Raw genomic sequence first — 18,044 nt, 5'->3', positions numbered from 1 at the left:
TTATCGAACCATCATGTTGTAGTTAAGGTTCCACATGATCCAGATTGAACCTATCACTACAATCGCAATGATTAGTACAGTAAAGATGAATGCCGTCAGATTCCAGCCCTCATCAGACTTGGAATTCATGTGCAGGAAGCACACCAGATGCACCAGAATCTGTACTACCGCAGCCACCAGTACGCAGCCAATCAGGACTGCGTGAGATGCGGTGCCGTTCATCACCATCCAGAACGGGATTAGCGTCAGGATGATCGACAGGATAAATCCTGTCATGTAGGTTTTTACGCTTCCGTGGGAAGCGCCATGATCGGTTGAATGACTCATTACATCGCCCCCATCAGATAGACTACAGAGAACACGCAGATCCAGACTACGTCCAGGAAGTGCCAGAACAAGCTCAGGCACAGGATACGGGTACGGTTGGTCGGGGTCAGGCCGCGACGGTTAATCTGGAACATCAGAACTGCCATCCAGATAAGACCGGAGGTCACGTGCAGACCGTGGGTGCCAACCAGCGCGAAGAACGCTGACAGGAAGCCACTACGATCCGGGCCCATACCTTCCATGATCAGGTGATGGAATTCATATATTTCCATCGCGATGAACCCTGCACCGAACAGCCAGGTCAGCGCCAGCCAGGAAACAACCTGGCTTTTGTTGTTCTTATACATGGCGATAGCCGCCATGCCATAAGTAATGGAGCTGAACAACAGCAGGGCAGTTTCAACCAGCACGAACGGCAGCTCGAAAATGTCTTTACCTGCCGGGCCACCGGCGGTGTTGTTAACCAACACCGCATAGGTTGCGAACAGAATAGAGAACAGAACGCAGTCGCTCATCAGGTAGATCCAGAAACCGAAGACTTTCATCGGTCCTGCATCATGATGCCCATGTTCGTGCGCGTGGGCATGCGCGTTAGTCAGAGTATCAGTTGACATTTTTCAGCCCTGCCTTAGAGATCTCATCGAAATGCTGGTTTTCCAGTGTTTCGATTTCTGCCACAGGCACGTAGTAATCCACGTCCTCGTCGAAGCTTTTTACAATCCAGGTGATGATGATGCCGAGGAAGCCAACGATCGCCATCCACCAGATATGCCAGATCATGGCAAAGCCAAACACCGTTGCGAAGGCAGCAATCACAATGCCTGCACCGCTGTTTTTCGGCATATGAATCTCTTCATAGCCCGCTGGTTTCTTATACGCTTCGCCTTTCTCTTTCATTTCCCAGAACGCGTCACGCTCATGAATATGCGGTACGTGTGCAAAGTTATAGAAAGGTGCAGGAGAGGAAGTTGACCACTCCAGCGTACGGCCGCCCCATGGGTCACCGGTCCAGTCACGGTTCTGCTCGCGGTCGCGAATAGACACGTAGTACTGAATCAGCTGGCATGCGATACCGCAGGCAATCAGTGCCGCACCGCAGGCTGCAACAACCAGCATTGGGTGGAACTGTGGGTCAATCTGCTGGCTCAGGCGACGGGTCATACCCATGAAGCCCAGCACGTACAGCGGCATAAATGCCACGAAGAAACCGATGATCCAGAACCAGAATGCGCGCTTGCCCCAGGTTTCATTCAGAGTGAAACCGAACGCTTTCGGCCACCAGTAAGTGATCCCTGCGAAGCAACCGAACACCACACCACCGATAATCACGTTATGGAAGTGGGCAATAAGGAACAGGCTGTTATGCAGAACGAAGTCCGCGCCCGGCACCGCCAGCAGAACACCGGTCATACCGCCGACCGAGAAAGTCACGATAAAGCCGATAGTCCACAGCATTGCGGAGTGGAACACGATACGACCCTGGTACATGGTGAACAGCCAGTTGAAGATCTTAACCCCGGTAGGGATGGCGATAATCATGGTGGCAATACCGAAGAAGGCGTTTACGTTCGCGCCAGCACCCATGGTGAAGAAGTGGTGCAGCCAAACAATGAACGACAGAACGGTAATACACACGGTTGCCCACACCAGAGAGGTGTAACCAAACAGACGCTTACGCGAGAAGGTTGCGACCACTTCGGAGAACACACCGAAGACTGGCAGTACCAGAATGTACACTTCCGGATGGCCCCATGCCCAGATCAGGTTGATGTACATCATCATGTTGCCGCCCATTTCGTTAGTGAAGAAATGGGTACCCAGATAGCGGTCGAGGGTCAGCAAGGCGATGGTGACGGTCAGGATCGGGAATGATGCAATAATCAGGACGTTTGCGCACAGAGAGGCCCAGGTAAATACCGGCATCTTGAACATGGTCATGCCAGGCGCACGCATCTTGATAATGGTCACGAAGAAGTTGATACCGGTCAGCGTAGTACCAATACCGGAGAGCTGAAGCGCCCAAATCCAGTAATCGACCCCGACGCCGGGACTGTACTCAATACCTGACAGCGGCGGATAGGCCAGCCAGCCGGTCTGTGCGAATTCACCCACACCGAGAGACAGGTTAACCAGAATCACACCGACAACCGTGAACCAGAAGCTGAGGTTATTCAGGAACGGGAACGCAACGTCGCGTGCGCCGATCTGCAGAGGAACAACCACGTTCATCAGGCCGATAACCAGCGGCATCGCAACGAAGAAGATCATGATAACGCCGTGGGCGGTAAAGATCTGATCGTAGTGGTGAGGTGGTAAGAAGCCCGCTTCACCTGCCGAGGCCAGAACCTGCTGGCTACGCATCATGATGGCATCCGCGAAGCCACGAATCAGCATCACGATACCGACGACGCAGTACATCACGCCCAGTTTTTTGTGGTCGACCGAAGTCAGCCACTCTTTCCACAGGTAGGTCCACTTACCGAAGTAAGTGATCAGGCCCAGTAAGGCCGCACCACCGATGATAATTGCAGCCACCGTAACCACGATAATGGGTTCGTGGTAGGGCACTGCATCCAGTGTCAATTTTCCGAACATCGTTTCTTCCTCGGCCCCTTAATGAGCGGTTTCCGCGTGACTCATGTCCATGCCTTCCATCCCTTCGTGTGAGGCATGCTCACCGGCAGGTTGGCTCATGTCCATGTGACCGTGACCCATGTATTTGTTGATAACGTCTTTGAACAAATCAGGTTTCACGCTGGAGAAGTATTCCACCTTGTTGTACTCGCTCGGCGCTGCCAGTTTTTCATAAGCGTCCATATCGTTCATGGTGCTCTGAGACTGTTTCACCTTCGCGACCCACTGGTCGAACGTAGCGCGATCAGGTGTTGCAGTAGCGTTGAACTTCATACCAGAGAAGCCCTTGCCACTGTAGCTGGCGGAGATACCGTCGTAGGTGCCCGCAACGTTTGCAATCAGATGCAGGTTTGTCTGCATACCGGCCATCGCATAAATCTGGCTGCCCAGACGCGGGATAAAGAACGAGTTCATCACGGAATTGGAGGTGACTTTGAACTGAACCGGAACGTTCGCCGGGAAAGCGATTTCGTTAACGGTCGCAATGCCCTGCTCCGGGTAAATGAAGAACCATTTCCAGTCCATGGAAATCACTTCGATAGTGATTGGCTTCTCGGCATGGGCCAGCGGTTTGCTAGGCTCAAGCGCGTGAGTGGTTTTCCAGGTCAACACGGAGAGGAACAGGATGATAAGGATAGGCACCGTCCAGACCACAGCTTCCACTTTATTGGAGTGTGACCAGTTAGGGCTATACTTCGCATCTTTGTTGCTCGCACGGTATTTCCAGGCGAAACCAACGGCCATCAAGACGGCGGGAATGACGACGATTAACATCAGGCCAAATGCCGTCAGTATCAGCGAACGTTGCTCCAGTCCAATCTGTCCTTTGGGGTCAAGTAGCGCAGAATCACAACCACTGAGTAAAACAGTGCTGGCGATTAATGACAACCATCCCAAGCTTTTATTGTATTTCCTGAGTCTCATGTAACGACCTCAATTCCACGGGATTTGGTGGCGTTTAAAGTGTGGGGGCATTTTACGGGAAGGTTACATTACTGTAAACATGATTGGAGAAGTGTCTTTCGGGTGTTACTGGGTTCTGCCGGGGCTGTCACAGATGTTGCTGATTGTGTCTAAAATCCAGGCGGATAGCGCATTGCCGGAGTTTTATAACGAAACGAGGTGAATTGGATCTGTTTCTCTGGCAATAGGCATAAACAAGGTGAAAAACACACAAAAAGTTAACAATTAATTATCAACTTAACGACATCATAAAAACAAAAAAATAATCGAATGAAAGCTGAATCGGTTAAGGAAATATGCCGAAACTTAAAAAGCGCCAGTAATTTCCGAAATTAAATAACGCACAAAATAACAATCGGGAAAAATAAATGAATTGTTGCCGTTATTATTACTGAGAGTAACTACAACGGCAATTATACCCGTCATACTTCAAGTTGCATGCGCGTTGGCCGCGTCTGCTCACCCCAGTCACTTACTTGAGTAAGCTCCTGGGGATTCCCAAACTTGCCGCCTTCCTGAAACTCGAATTATTTAGGGTATACGTTTTTGCGGGTCAGACGAGGTGGGTTTTGCGTAATGCCAGAGCGTCGAGGATACCGCCCAGCACGATGCCGCAAATGGCAATCAGCGCACCCACTTCCAGCAGGCCTGTCAGGAACGAGAAGGCCGTCAGGTCAAGCGCGTTCATGATAAGCAGCAGCAGCCAGACGCCGATGATCAGGCAGCCAATGGCGAGGATCCGCAGGGCGATGGAATAGATGCCCTTGAATTCTGTTCGCGGCATAAAGCTTTCGCTCCGCCAGGTGTATTCCAGCGTTTGCCGACACAACATCAGCAGCAAAATACCTGGAATAGCGGCAAATACGGAGAACAGATAAAACGTGGGCCAACCGTGTGCTTCGACGAACCAGCCTGCAATCGGGCCGACATACACGCGACCCACCGCAGAAAGGGCAGAGAGCAGCGCGAACTGCGTCGCCGAGAAGGATTTGTTGCACAGCGTCATTAACAGTGCGACGAATGCCGCCGTTCCCATCCCGCCGCACAGGTTTTCAAAGAACACCGCCGTGCCCATGGTCAACATGCTTTTGTCCGTAATCGACAACAGCCAGTAACCGGCATTGGAAGCGCCCTGCAAAATACCGAAAATCAGCAAAGCGCGGAACAGGGATAAACGCTGCATCAGCACGCCGCCGTACAGCGCGCCGAGGATGGTGGCAAACAGCCCGAGGGTTTTATTCACCACCCCGACTTCGCCCGCGTCAAAACCGACCCCTCGTATAAGGAAGGTGGTGGTCAGACTCATCGCGAACGCGTCGCCAAGCTTATAAAGGACAATCAGCAGCAGAATCAGCCAGGCATTGTTACGACCAAAGAAATCACGCAGCGGTTCGGCGACGGCCTGTTCCAGGGTTTTTGGCGCAGGAATGACATCGCTTGGTTCAGGTGCAACCAGCGTGGCGATAATGCACGGGATCATCAGCGCCGCCATCAGCCAGTACATGGCCTGCCAGCCGAGCCACTGATCGGCCAGCCACAGGGCCAGTCCGCCAGATACCAGCATCGCCAGACGATAGCCCAGCACGCTGATTGCTGCCCCGGTGCCGCGTTCTTCCGGCGACAGAACGTCGGTTTTCCATGCATCGAAAACGATGTCCTGCGACGCCGAGCAGAAGGCGATCACCACCGCAAGAGCCGCCATCCAGCGCAATTGTGACGTCGGTTCAAGGAAACCCATCGCCGCAATCGAGAACAAGAGCAGGATCTGCGTGGTCAGCAGCCAGCCACGACGGCGCCCCAAAAATGGCGGCGTGTAGCGGTCCATCATCGGCGACCACAGGAATTTAAAGACGTAGGCCTGGCCGACAAGAGAGAAGAAACCGATGGTTTTAAGATCGATGTTCTCGACGGTCATCCATGCCTGAAGCGTGCCAGATGTGAGCGCCAGAGGTAAACCGGAGGCGAAGCCGAGTATCAACAGGATCGCTGATTTGGGCTGCTGGAAAATGCGTAAGTATTGGTTGGACATGGTCATAAATAACTGACCCGGCGCAGGGCCGGGTCAGAAAGACTTAACGGGCGTTCTGTTTGATGAAGTCGTGGACGCTGGTGTCCTGAGCCATATCGGCAATGGTATCCGTCAGCACGCTGTTAACCGCGTTAGCAATATTCTGGTTGTTCGCCGTGAAAGCACCTTCAACCTGATAGCTTGCGCGATAGTTTTTGTTCATCTTATTACCGTTCTTCGCGGTGGCGATGATGGCGATGTCAGCTTTGGTGGAGATGTTGTAGCGCACGTTGCCCTGAGACACGTCAGCATACAGGTTGTTGACGATGATCTGCAGATCGACGGCACCGTTCGGCCCAATCATATAACCGCGTGCGGTCATCTGCTTCTCAAGTACTTCCTGCAGCAGGAAACGCAGGTCGCGGGAAGCGGTCAGCGTCACAAGCTGGTTATCACGGGTCACTTTTGCCAGCGCCTGGTCCGGACGCTGGTCAGCACCGTTGATGCTGACAGTTACGCCCATCAGGCTAGGATCCTGTGAAGGCAGGGTGATTTTTGGTGCTACATCAATAGTCGTTTGCGGCTTGGCACAACCGGCCAGCATAAACATCGCAACCAACGGGAAGAGGATTTTTTTTAACATAAATAAGACTCTCAGCGTCACTGTTGTTCAACGGGCGAAAAATTCCCGCCATCATAACATTGCCAACGGCAAGGGGAAGTGGGCAACGCATGTAAATTCATCGTGTTGAGCGTTTTCTGAGCGCAAGCCCGATTTCGCACTCTTTTTTGCGATTATTCGTCTATGGGAGGGCACAAAGTTCATCCGTTTGACTGAAAAATACAGACGAAAGCTAAATTTTTGTTGTCTTGATGTAATGGAAACGGTAAAAGCGGCTAACATTTAAAGGGAAGGGCGGCATCTCAGCGTTGTCGGAGGAGTAAATTCATGATGATACGTGAACAGATAGAAGAAAAATTAAGGGCAGCGTTTGAACCCTTATTCCTCGAAGTGGTGGACGAAAGTTATCGCCACAATGTCCCGGCCGGCTCCGAAAGTCACTTTAAAGTGGTGCTGGTCAGCGATCGCTTTGCCGGAGAACGCTTTCTTAACCGTCACCGCATGATTTATGGCACTTTAACCGCTGAATTATCCACGACCGTGCATGCGCTGGCGTTGCATACTTACACCGTGAAAGAGTGGGAAGGGTTGCAAGATACTGTCTTTGCATCACCACCTTGTCGCGGCGCGGGCAGTATCGCGTAAAATTCGCATTTGCAACTGCCGGAACTTTTCCAGTATGTTGCGTACAGATTAAATGAGAAACGGCCTGCGGGCCGTTTTGTTTTGTTTGAATTTTGAGCGAGCAACGCATTTTTTGGGTCAAAATTACCTCAAAACTGTGAAAAATGGCGCATCCATGCGGCATTACCGTTCTCGACTCACTACAGTGATGCCGCTATAATGCTGCGTCTTATTTTCGGAATGTCTTCGGGATGATTCTGGCAACAGGGATTGTATTCTGCATTGAAGAGAACATCCCGGTTCTGCGAAGCCATCGATACGTGCTTCCAGAGTTGACCGAGCACTGTGATTTTTTTGAGGTAACAAGATGCAAGTTTCAGTTGAAACCACTCAGGGCCTTGGCCGCCGTGTAACGATTACTATCGCTGCTGACAGCATCGAAAAAGCTGTAAATAGCGAGCTGGTCAACGTAGCGAAAAAAGTTCGCATCGACGGTTTCCGTAAAGGGAAAGTACCGATGAATGTTGTTGCTCAGCGTTATGGCGCCTCTGTTCGCCAGGACGTGCTGGGCGACCTGATGAGCCGCAACTTCGTTGATGCGATCATCAAAGAGAAAATCAATCCAGCAGGCTCCCCGACTTACGTTCCGGGCGAGTACAAACTGGGTGAAGACTTCACTTACTCTGTTGAGTTTGAAGTTTACCCAGAAGTAGAACTGCAGGGTCTGGACGCAATCGAAGTTGAAAAACCGGTTGTAGAAGTGACGGATGCTGACGTTGACGGCATGCTGGACACTCTGCGCAAGCAGCAGGCGACCTGGAAAGATAAAGAAGGCGCTGTAGCCGATGAAGATCGCGTTACCGTTGACTTCTCCGGTTCTATTGACGGCGAAGAATTCGAAGGCGGCAAAGCCACTGATTTCGTGCTGGCAATGGGCCAGGGTCGTATGATCCCAGGCTTTGAAGACGGTATCAAAGGCCACAAAGCAGGCGAAGAATTCACTATCGACGTGAATTTCCCGGAAGATTACCACGCAGAAAACCTGAAGGGTAAAGCAGCGAAATTCGCTATCAACCTGAAGAAAGTTGAAGAGCGTGAGCTGCCAGAACTGACTGCAGAATTCATCAAACGTTTCGGCGTTGATGATGGTTCCGTAGACGGTCTGCGCGCTGAAGTACGTAAAAACATGGAACGCGAGCTGAAAGGCGCGGTTAAAAACCGTATCAAGTCTCAGGCAATCGACGGTCTGGTTACCGCCAATGACATCGACGTTCCTGCTGCCCTGATCGACAGCGAAATTGACGTACTGCGTCAGCAGGCTGCACAGCGCTTTGGTGGCAACGCCAAGCAAGCGATGGAGCTGCCACGCGAGCTGTTCGAAGAGCAGGCTAAACGCCGCGTTGTTGTTGGCCTGCTGCTGGGCGAAGTGATTCGTACCCACGAGCTGAAAGCTGACGAAGACCGCGTTAAAGTTCTGATCGAAGAGATGGCTGCTGCGTACGAAGATCCAACAGAAGTTATCGAGTTCTACAGCAAAAACAAAGAGCTGATGGACAACATGCGCAATGTAGCTCTGGAAGAACAGGCTGTCGAAGCCGTTCTGAACAAAGCGAAAGTGTCTGAAAAAGCGACTTCTTTCAACGAACTGATGAACCAGCAGGCGTAATTAACGCCTTCACGGTTTAAAGTTTGAGCGAAAAACCCGTTGCCTTTGGTAGCGGGTTTTTTTTATCACTGTAATAGATGACGATACGTGCCAAAACGCTGTTTCGGTGTTAGCGTTACAGCAAAATATTGTTATGCTTGAAATAGGGCAGTATCACCCCCATAAAAGGGGAAGCAGTAGATTGACTGGCTGATGATCCGTCCGCAAGGTTACAATCAGTACAGCAGGTATTTTCACTTTTTATCCAGGAGACGGACATGTCATACAGTGGCGAACGAGATAACTTTGCACCCCATATGGCCCTGGTGCCAATGGTCATCGAACAGACCTCACGCGGTGAACGTTCTTTTGATATCTACTCCCGTCTGCTCAAGGAGCGCGTTATCTTTCTGACAGGCCAGGTGGAAGACCACATGGCGAACCTGATCGTAGCGCAGATGCTGTTTCTGGAAGCGGAAAACCCGGAAAAAGACATTTACCTGTACATCAACTCCCCAGGCGGCGTCATCACTGCAGGGATGTCCATCTACGACACCATGCAGTTCATTAAGCCAGACGTCAGCACCATTTGTATGGGGCAGGCGTGTTCAATGGGTGCATTCTTGTTGACCGCTGGAGCGAAAGGCAAGCGTTTCTGCCTGCCGAACTCCCGCGTGATGATTCACCAGCCGCTGGGCGGCTATCAGGGCCAGGCGACGGATATTGAAATCCACGCCCGTGAAATCCTGAAAGTTAAAGCGCGCATGAATGAACTTATGGCGCAACACACGGGTCAATCTCTTGAGCAGATTGAGCGCGATACCGAGCGCGACCGCTTCCTCGCTGCGTCTGAAGCAGTTGAGTACGGCCTGGTCGACTCCATTTTGACCCATCGTAAATAATGCCACTGCGTCGAGTGCCGCTATACTGTTTAGGGCGGCATTCCGTTAAGACTGGCATTTGCGTCGTCATGTGCGGCACAAAGAACTTAGAAAGAGGTTTGGACTCATGACAGATAAACGCAAAGATGGTTCAGGCAAACTGTTGTATTGCTCTTTTTGCGGCAAAAGCCAGCACGAAGTGCGTAAGCTGATCGCCGGGCCGTCCGTGTATATCTGCGACGAATGCGTTGATTTATGTAACGACATCATTCGCGAAGAAATCAAAGAGGTAGCCCCGCATCGTGAACGTAGTGCGCTGCCCACACCGCATGAAATCCGCCATCACCTGGACGATTATGTTATCGGTCAGGAACGTGCGAAAAAAGTGCTGGCTGTGGCGGTATACAACCACTACAAGCGTTTGCGTAACGGCGATACCAGCAACGGCGTTGAGCTCGGCAAAAGTAACATTCTGCTGATTGGCCCAACCGGCTCCGGTAAGACGTTGCTCGCGGAAACGCTCGCACGCCTGCTGGACGTTCCATTTACTATGGCTGATGCAACCACCCTGACCGAAGCCGGTTACGTGGGTGAAGACGTTGAAAACATCATCCAGAAACTGTTGCAGAAATGCGATTACGACGTGCAGAAAGCGCAGCGCGGCATCGTTTATATCGATGAAATCGACAAAATTTCCCGTAAATCGGATAACCCGTCGATCACCCGTGACGTGTCCGGCGAAGGCGTACAGCAGGCTCTGCTGAAGCTTATCGAAGGCACTGTGGCGGCCGTTCCGCCGCAGGGTGGCCGTAAGCATCCGCAGCAGGAATTCCTGCAAGTTGATACGTCGAAGATCCTCTTTATCTGTGGCGGCGCATTCGCCGGTCTGGATAAAGTCATCGCTAACCGCGTTGAAACCGGTTCAGGTATTGGCTTTGGCGCGACGGTAAAAGCGAAATCCGAAAAAGCGAACGAAGGTGAACTGCTGGAGCAGGTAGAGCCGGGCGATCTGATCAAGTTTGGTCTTATCCCGGAATTCATCGGCCGTCTGCCGGTTGTCGCGACGCTCAACGAGCTGAGTGAAGATGCACTGATTCAGATCCTGAAAGAACCGAAAAATGCCCTGACTAAGCAATATCAGGCACTGTTCGGTCTTGAAGGTGTTGATCTGGAATTCCGTGATGAAGCGCTGGATGCGATTGCTCGTAAAGCGATGGCTCGTAAAACCGGTGCCCGTGGTCTGCGTTCAATCGTCGAAGCGGCACTGCTTGATACCATGTACGACCTGCCTTCCATGGAAGACGTCGAAAAAGTGGTTATCGATGAGTCCGTCATCGAAGGTCAAACCAAGCCGCTGCTGATTTATAGCGCCGCTGAAACGCAGCAGGCATCTGGCGAATAATTCACCAAATTACTCAGTCAGTTAACCAAAAGGGGGATATTTTATCCCCCTTTTACTTTTCCTGTATTCCTCCCGTTGAATGTGTGGGAAACATCCCCATATACTGGATTACATGTTAACGGTGGCGTGAAGCACAGTGGCGCCATTGACTACCTGGCGGACATTAAACTAAGAGAGAGCTCTATGAATCCTGAGCGTTCTGAACGCATTGAAATCCCCGTATTGCCGTTGCGCGATGTGGTGGTTTATCCGCACATGGTCATTCCCTTATTTGTAGGGCGGGAAAAATCTATCCGTTGTCTCGAAGCGGCCATGGACCATGATAAAAAAATCATGCTGGTTGCTCAGAAAGACGCGTCAACGGATGAGCCGGGTGTAAACGATCTTTTCACCGTCGGGACCGTGGCCTCTATTTTGCAGATGCTGAAGCTGCCTGACGGTACCGTCAAAGTGCTGGTTGAAGGCTTGCAGCGTGCGCGTATTTCCGCGCTGTCTGACGACGGCGAGCATTTCTCGGCGAAAGCGGAGTACCTCGAGTCTCCGGCAATCGACGAGCGCGAGCAGGAAGTGCTGGTACGCACTGCCATTAGCCAGTTCGAAGGCTATATCAAGCTCAACAAGAAAATCCCACCAGAAGTGCTGACGTCGCTCAACAGCATCGATGATCCTGCACGTCTGGCGGACACCATCGCAGCGCACATGCCGCTGAAGCTGACTGACAAACAGTCCGTGCTGGAAATGTCCGACATCAACGAGCGTCTGGAATACCTGATGGCGATGATGGAGTCGGAGATCGATCTGCTGCAGGTTGAGAAACGTATTCGCAATCGCGTCAAAAAGCAGATGGAGAAATCCCAGCGCGAGTACTATCTGAACGAGCAAATGAAAGCCATTCAGAAAGAACTCGGCGAGATGGACGATGCGCCGGACGAAAATGAAGCCCTGAAGCGTAAAATTGACGCCTCTAAAATGCCGAAAGAGGCAAAAGAGAAGGCCGAAGCTGAGCTGCAGAAGCTGAAAATGATGTCGCCAATGTCTGCGGAAGCGACCGTCGTTCGTGGCTACATTGACTGGATGGTGCAGGTTCCATGGACCGCACGCAGCAAAGTTAAAAAGGATCTGCGTCAGGCGCAGGAGGTTCTCGATACCGACCATTACGGCCTGGAACGCGTGAAAGACCGCATTCTCGAGTATCTCGCAGTCCAGAGCCGCGTGAACAAACTCAAAGGCCCAATTTTGTGTCTGGTAGGACCGCCAGGGGTTGGTAAAACGTCTCTGGGTCAGTCCATCGCGAAAGCGACCGGACGTAAGTACATCCGTATGGCGCTGGGCGGCGTGCGTGACGAAGCGGAAATTCGCGGTCACCGTCGGACTTACATCGGTTCCATGCCGGGTAAACTTATCCAGAAAATGGCGAAAGTGGGCGTTAAAAACCCGCTGTTCCTGCTGGATGAAATCGACAAAATGTCGTCCGACATGCGCGGTGATCCGGCGTCAGCTCTGCTGGAAGTCCTTGATCCAGAACAGAACGTGGCGTTCAACGATCACTATCTGGAAGTCGATTACGATCTCAGCGATGTGATGTTTGTGGCGACCTCTAACTCCATGAACATTCCGGCTCCACTGCTGGATCGTATGGAAGTGATTCGTCTGTCCGGTTACACCGAAGACGAAAAGCTGAACATCGCGAAACGTCATTTGCTGTCGAAGCAGATTGAGCGAAATGCGCTGAAGCCGAGCGAAATTACGGTCGATGACAGTGCGATTGTCAGCATCATTCGCTACTACACCCGTGAAGCGGGCGTGCGTAGTCTGGAGCGTGAAATCTCCAAACTGTGCCGTAAAGCGGTGAAACAGCTGCTGCTGGACAAAACGCTCAAGCACATTGATATCAATGGTGAAAACCTGCATGACTATCTTGGCGTGCAGCGCTTTGACTTTGGCCGCGCCGACAGCGAAAACCGTGTCGGTCAGGTGACTGGCCTGGCGTGGACCGAAGTGGGTGGCGATCTGTTGACCATCGAAACCGCGTGCGTTCCAGGTAAAGGTAAACTGACCTATACCGGCTCGCTCGGTGAAGTGATGCAGGAATCCATTCAGGCGGCGCTGACTGTGGTGCGTGCTCGTGCAGAGAAGCTGGGTATTAATGGCGACTTCTACGAAAAACGTGACATTCACGTTCACGTTCCGGAAGGGGCTACGCCGAAAGACGGTCCAAGTGCAGGTATCGCGATGTGTACCGCCCTGGTGTCGTGTCTGACCGGTAACCCGGTACGCGCCGATGTTGCGATGACCGGTGAAATCACGCTGCGTGGCCAGGTTCTGCCTATCGGCGGTCTGAAGGAAAAACTGTTGGCAGCCCACCGTGGTGGCATTAAGACAGTTCTGATTCCTGATGAAAATAAACGCGATCTGGAAGAAATTCCTGATAACGTGATCGCCGATCTGGATATCCATCCTGTTAAGCGCATTGAAGAAGTTCTGGCCCTCGCACTGCAAAATGCACCGTATGGCATGCAGGTAGAGACCGTAAAATAGTGACGTCGCGCAAATAGCGCTAAGAAAAACGGGGCTGTCAGGTGATTTCGCACTTGCCAGCCTTTTTTTGTATAGCTAATTTAGATTGCTGGTTGGGTATGTCATATACAACGGGTGTTGTAAGGGCATGACACTCCTGATATAACTGCTGCGCCGTCGCATTGCGAAGGATTCCAGTGCGATATAAATTATAAAGAGAGGAAGAGAATAGTGAATAAATCTCAACTGATTGACAAAATTGCTGCAGGTGCGGATATCTCTAAAGCTGCTGCTGGACGTGCGTTAGACGCTTTAATCGCTTCCGTTACCGAGTCTCTGCAGTCTGGGGATGACGTTGCACTGGTTGGTTTTGGTACTTTTGCTGTTAAAGAGCGTGCTGCCCGTACTGGTCGCAACCCGCAAACAGGTAAAGAGATCACCATTGCTGCTGCCAAAGTGCCAGGTTTCCGTGCAGGTAAAGCACTGAAAGACGCGGTAAACTGATCGCTTTCCCGTTCAGGGAATGTGACAAAGTACAAGGGCGCATCATCAGATGTGCCTTTTTTTGTTTCTCCAGCCTGACTTTATGCGACTTTAGGCGAGTTGTGGGCTGACAATAACCCTCGTTTCTTGTCAAAATACGTCCTCACGTGCAGCCGCTCTCATGGTATGCTGTGCGAGGATACAGTCACCTACAGCGGAGCGTTGTTACACCATGATGGACTCCTTACGTACGGCAGCCAATAGTGTCGTGCTCAAGATTATTTTCGGTATCATTATCGTGTCGTTCATTTTGACCGGCGTGAGCAGCTACCTGATTGGCGGAAACAAAGATTACGCCGCGAAAGTGAATGGCCAGGAAATTGGCCGCGCACAGTATGAAAATGCCGTTGCCAGCGAGCGAAATCGCATGCAGCAGCAGTTGGGCGATCAGTTCTCTGAACTGGCTTCCAACGAAAACTACATGAAGACCATGCGTCAGCAGGTGCTCAACCGTCTTATCGACGAATCCCTTCTCGACCAGTATGCGAAACACCTGAACCTTGGCATCAGCGATGAGCAGGTAAAACAGGCGATTTTCCAGACTCAGGCGTTCCAGGCCAATGGCAAATTCGATAACCAGCGTTTCAGCGGTATCGTAGGCCAGATGGGCATGACGACCGATCAGTACGCGCAGGCGCTGCGTAACCAACTGGTCACTCAACAGCTGATCAACGCCATCGTAGGTTCTGAGTTCATGCTCCCGGGCGAAACGGACGAATTGGCTTCTCTGGTTTCCCAGCAGCGCGTCGTGCGCGAAGCAACGCTTGATGTGAATGCCCTGGCGGCGAAGCAGCAGGTGAGCGATCAGGAAATCAACAGCTACTACGAGCAGCACAAGAATGAATTTGTTGCGCCGGAGCAGTATCGCGTCAGCTACATCAAGTTGGACGCCGCGGCGATGCAGGAAACGGCAGCTGACAACGACATCCAGGCTTACTACGATCAGCACCAGGATCAATTCACTCAGCCACAGCGTGTACGCTACAGCGTGATTCAGACCAAAACCGAAGCAGATGCAAAAGCCGCGCTGGATGAGATCACCAAAGGCGCAAACTTTGCTGACGTGGCAAAAGCGAAATCCACCGACATTATCTCTGCCAAAAATGGCGGGGACATGGGCTGGCTGGAAGCGTCTACCACGCCGGACGAGCTGAAAAATGCGGGTCTGAAAGACAAAGGTCAGCTGTCCGGTGTTATCAAATCTTCCGTCGGCTTCCTGGTCGCGCGTCTTGATGACGTTCAGCCTGCGACAGTTAAACCGCTGGCCGATGTTCATGATGATATCGCGGCGAAAGTGAAGCAGGAAAAAGCGCTGGATGCTTACTACGCTCTGCAGCAGAAAGTGAGCGATGCGGCGAGCAACGATAACGAATCTCTGGCGGGCGCAGAGCAGGTTTCTGGCGTTAAAGCCGTCGAAACTGGCTGGTTTGGCCATGACAATCTGCCAGCCGAGCTGAATTTCAAACCGGTATCTGACGCTATCTTTGAGGGCGGTCTGGTGGGGCAAAATGGCACCCCGGGTAGTAACTCTGACATCATCACCGTCGATGGCGACCGTGCGTTCGTGCTGCGCGTAAGCGAGCATAAAGCTGAATCGGTCAAACCACTGGCAGAGGTGAAAGCGCAGGTGACGGACATCGTCAAGCACACCAAAGCGGTGCAGCAGGCGAACATCACCGCAGAGAAGCTGCTGAATGACCTGAAAGCAGGCAAAGGCGACGACGCGATGAAAGCGGCGAACCTGAGCTTTGGTGAAGCGAAGACCCTGAGCCGTACTGGTCAGGATCCGCTGAGCCAGACCGCGTTCACACTGCCACTGCCTCAGAAAGGCAAAGCGAGCTACGGTGTCGGTTCTGATATGCAGGGTAACGTTGTTATTCTGTCGCTGGACGAAGTGAAAGACGGCACCATGCCGGAAGCACAGAAGAAAGCGATGGTTCAGGGGATCACCCAGAACAACGCCCAGGTGGCTTTCGAAGCACTGATGGCAAACCTGCGTAAAGAAGCGAAGATCAAGCTGGGCGACATCGCTGAACAACAGCAATAACGTCGAGCACGCTCGCAGAATTTCGTAACGCACTGCAATATTTAAAGGCCGCTTTCGCGGCCTTTTCCAATTTTGAAATCTGCCCTTTGTACTGTTTTCTCCATCTGGTTATCGTGACGTCGCTGTCAACACACAAGGAGATACAGCATGAAATCAGGAATCAAAACAGTACTTCTCGTTCTTACTCTCGCCATTTCAGGTATCGGTTCTCACGCTCTGGCTGCCACGGCGGCAGGTAAACCCCCTGTGGATGTCAAATCCGCAGCAGTCCCTGCGAGCCCTGAAAAACTCAACGAGGCAGCCACAGCAAACCAAAGTGCCGGCGATAAGGTCAGTATCAACACCGCCAGCGCTGACGAACTGGCCCGGGTGATGAATGGCGTAGGGTTGAAGAAAGCCCAGGCTATTGTCAGCTATCGTGAAGAATACGGTCCGTTCAAAGCCATTGACGATTTACGTCAGGTGCCAGGTATGGGCGGTGCGCTTGTCGAAAGAAATCTTTCACATCTGATGCTCTGACCTCTGGGAGAGTTTGCACAGTAGCAAAAAAATGCCAGACTGAAGAGGTCGTACCAGTGTGCGACCTCTGACTCTATAAATAACAAAGGCTATTGCGCTATGCAGACCCAAATTAAAGTTCGTGGATATCACCTGGATGTTTATCAACACGTTAATAACGCTCGCTACCTTGAATTTCTCGAAGAGGCTCGCTGGGATGGGCTGGAAAGCAGCGCGGGCTTTCAATGGATGAGCCAGCACCATATCGCGTTCGTCGTGGTGAATATCAACATCAATTATCGTCGTCCCGCGGTACTGGGCGACCTGCTGACGGTGACCAGTAAGGTGCAGCAACTGAACGGCAAAAGCGGTGTGTTAAGCCAGGTCGTGACGCTGGAGCCTGAAGGGGAAGTGGTGGCTGATGCGCAGATTACGTTTGTTTGTATCGATCTGAAAACACAAAAAGCATTGCCGCTGGACGGTGAACTTCGCGCTCATCTGGAAGAAATGGTCGAATAAATTGAAATGGTAGAAAAGAACCCCGGCATGCAGATTGCCGCCGGGGGAGTACGTACTTACTTCAGGCCGGTTTTCGCTTTCAATGCCGCCATGACGCCGGTTTTGTCGGCCAGATAATGATTCAGGCCGTTGGCGCGAAGCGTGCAGGCCGCGCAGTGGCCACAGCCATCGCCTTTGATACCGTTATAGCAGGTGAGGGTTTCGCTGCGAACCATATCGAGATGGCCCCAGTAATCTGCAAGCGCCCAGGTTTCTGCTTTATCTATCCACATCAGCGGCGTTTCGAAGCGGATCTCTTTTGCCATACCGAGGTTCACCGCGTGGTTGAGCGCTTTTACGAACTCATCCCGGCAATCCGGATATCCGGAGAAATCGGTTTCGCACACCCCGGTGATCACCGCTTCTGCTTTAACCTGATAAGCATAAATCGCGGTCAGGGTCAGGAACAGAATGTTGCGGCCCGGCACGAAGGTATTCGGAATGCCGTTAGCTTCCGGTTCGTAGTCCGGAACCGGAATACTGTCGCGGGTGAGGCTACTCACCGCAAGTTCATTCAGCAGGGTAACGTCCAGCACTTTGTGCGCACGAGCACCAAGCTTCAGTGCAAGTTCGCGTGCGACGTCAATTTCCGCGCGATGGCGCTGTCCATAATCAAACGTCACGCAGTGCACTTCATCATACTGCTGTAAAGCCTGAACCAGGCAAGTGGTGGAGTCCTGACCTCCGCTGAAAACCACGACGGCGCGTTTCATAGCAAATCCTGTCAATATTTAAGAAAACGCTATGGTAGCGTTTGGCGGCGATGCCGACCAGC

Annotated in this window: 16 protein-coding genes; 9 read left to right on the top strand and 7 right to left on the bottom strand. The window is 52.0% G+C overall.

Annotation, left to right across the window (positions count from 1 at the left end; translation table 11 throughout):
• The 6 genes from MUU51_RS21265 to MUU51_RS21240 form a co-directional block, all read right to left on the bottom strand.
• Positions 1-327 carry a cytochrome o ubiquinol oxidase subunit IV gene (locus MUU51_RS21265; protein WP_110511655.1) on the bottom strand — a complete coding sequence of 109 codons (327 nt, stop codon included), beginning with the start codon at positions 325-327 and terminating at the stop codon, positions 1-3.
• Positions 327-941 carry a cytochrome o ubiquinol oxidase subunit III gene (locus MUU51_RS21260; RefSeq protein WP_110511656.1) on the bottom strand — a complete coding sequence of 205 codons (615 nt, stop codon included), beginning with the start codon at positions 939-941 and terminating at the stop codon, positions 327-329. Before MUU51_RS21260 ends, MUU51_RS21265 begins: the two co-directional genes overlap by 1 nt.
• Complete coding sequence (gene cyoB / locus MUU51_RS21255; RefSeq protein WP_159772648.1) at positions 931-2,922, bottom strand: cytochrome o ubiquinol oxidase subunit I; 1,992 nt, start codon at positions 2,920-2,922, stop codon at positions 931-933. The genes MUU51_RS21260 and cyoB overlap by 11 nt, the downstream gene beginning before the upstream one ends.
• An 18-nt stretch (positions 2,923-2,940) precedes the next feature.
• Positions 2,941-3,885 (bottom strand): cytochrome o ubiquinol oxidase subunit II, encoded by a 945-nt coding sequence (gene cyoA / locus MUU51_RS21250; protein WP_159772651.1) that lies wholly within the window; start codon positions 3,883-3,885, stop codon positions 2,941-2,943.
• Between the two features lie 592 nt (positions 3,886-4,477).
• The gene (ampG, locus tag MUU51_RS21245) at positions 4,478-5,953 is read right to left on the bottom strand and encodes a muropeptide MFS transporter AmpG (protein ID WP_258968629.1); all 1,476 of its coding nucleotides are present in this window, start codon (positions 5,951-5,953) and stop codon (positions 4,478-4,480) included.
• A gap of 43 nt (positions 5,954-5,996) precedes the next feature.
• A complete protein-coding gene (locus MUU51_RS21240) occupies positions 5,997-6,575 on the bottom strand; it encodes a lipoprotein (protein WP_159772654.1) in 579 nt (192 codons plus the stop codon).
• Between the two features lie 306 nt (positions 6,576-6,881).
• Here MUU51_RS21240 and bolA point away from each other — a divergent pair, with 306 nt between their 5' ends.
• The 9 genes from bolA to MUU51_RS21195 all read left to right on the top strand — a co-directional run bounded on the left by bolA (position 6,882) and on the right by MUU51_RS21195 (position 17,230).
• Positions 6,882-7,199, top strand: a complete 318-nt coding sequence (gene bolA / locus MUU51_RS21235; RefSeq protein ID WP_110511661.1) for a transcriptional regulator BolA — start codon at positions 6,882-6,884, stop codon at positions 7,197-7,199.
• Positions 7,200-7,545: 346 nt separating this feature from the next.
• On the top strand, positions 7,546-8,844 hold the full coding sequence (gene tig / locus MUU51_RS21230) for a trigger factor (protein ID WP_159772657.1): 1,299 nt from the start codon (positions 7,546-7,548) through the stop codon (positions 8,842-8,844).
• Positions 8,845-9,101: 257 nt separating this feature from the next.
• A complete protein-coding gene (gene clpP / locus MUU51_RS21225; RefSeq protein ID WP_110511663.1) occupies positions 9,102-9,725 on the top strand; it encodes an ATP-dependent Clp endopeptidase proteolytic subunit ClpP in 624 nt (207 codons plus the stop codon).
• 106 nt (positions 9,726-9,831) lie between these two features.
• The gene (gene clpX, locus MUU51_RS21220) at positions 9,832-11,106 is read left to right on the top strand and encodes an ATP-dependent protease ATP-binding subunit ClpX (RefSeq protein ID WP_110511664.1); all 1,275 of its coding nucleotides are present in this window, start codon (positions 9,832-9,834) and stop codon (positions 11,104-11,106) included.
• 183 nt (positions 11,107-11,289) lie between these two features.
• Positions 11,290-13,644, top strand: coding sequence for an endopeptidase La (lon, locus tag MUU51_RS21215; protein ID WP_110511665.1), 2,355 nt, complete (start codon positions 11,290-11,292; stop codon positions 13,642-13,644).
• A gap of 210 nt (positions 13,645-13,854) precedes the next feature.
• Positions 13,855-14,127 (top strand): nucleoid-associated protein HU-beta, encoded by a 273-nt coding sequence (hupB, locus tag MUU51_RS21210; RefSeq protein WP_010428111.1) that lies wholly within the window; start codon positions 13,855-13,857, stop codon positions 14,125-14,127.
• Between the two features lie 211 nt (positions 14,128-14,338).
• The gene (gene ppiD, locus MUU51_RS21205) at positions 14,339-16,213 is read left to right on the top strand and encodes a peptidylprolyl isomerase (RefSeq protein WP_258968548.1); all 1,875 of its coding nucleotides are present in this window, start codon (positions 14,339-14,341) and stop codon (positions 16,211-16,213) included.
• A 147-nt stretch (positions 16,214-16,360) separates the two neighbouring features.
• Positions 16,361-16,732 carry a helix-hairpin-helix domain-containing protein gene (locus tag MUU51_RS21200; RefSeq protein ID WP_258968547.1) on the top strand — a complete coding sequence of 124 codons (372 nt, stop codon included), beginning with the start codon at positions 16,361-16,363 and terminating at the stop codon, positions 16,730-16,732.
• A gap of 99 nt (positions 16,733-16,831) precedes the next feature.
• On the top strand, positions 16,832-17,230 hold the full coding sequence (locus tag MUU51_RS21195) for a YbgC/FadM family acyl-CoA thioesterase (RefSeq protein WP_110511668.1): 399 nt from the start codon (positions 16,832-16,834) through the stop codon (positions 17,228-17,230).
• 56 nt (positions 17,231-17,286) lie between these two features.
• On the opposite strand, the gene queC is transcribed toward MUU51_RS21195, so the two are convergent.
• Entirely contained in the window at positions 17,287-17,982 is a 696-nt protein-coding gene (gene queC / locus MUU51_RS21190) for a 7-cyano-7-deazaguanine synthase QueC (RefSeq protein ID WP_159772666.1), read from the bottom strand.
• Positions 17,983-18,044 lie beyond the last annotated feature (62 nt).

This window comes from Scandinavium manionii (assembly GCF_024764775.1).
GTDB classification, from domain to species: domain Bacteria; phylum Pseudomonadota; class Gammaproteobacteria; order Enterobacterales; family Enterobacteriaceae; genus Scandinavium; species Scandinavium manionii.
The sequence above is the reverse complement of the archived record's forward strand: the minus strand, read 5'-3'. Positions and strand labels throughout refer to the sequence as shown.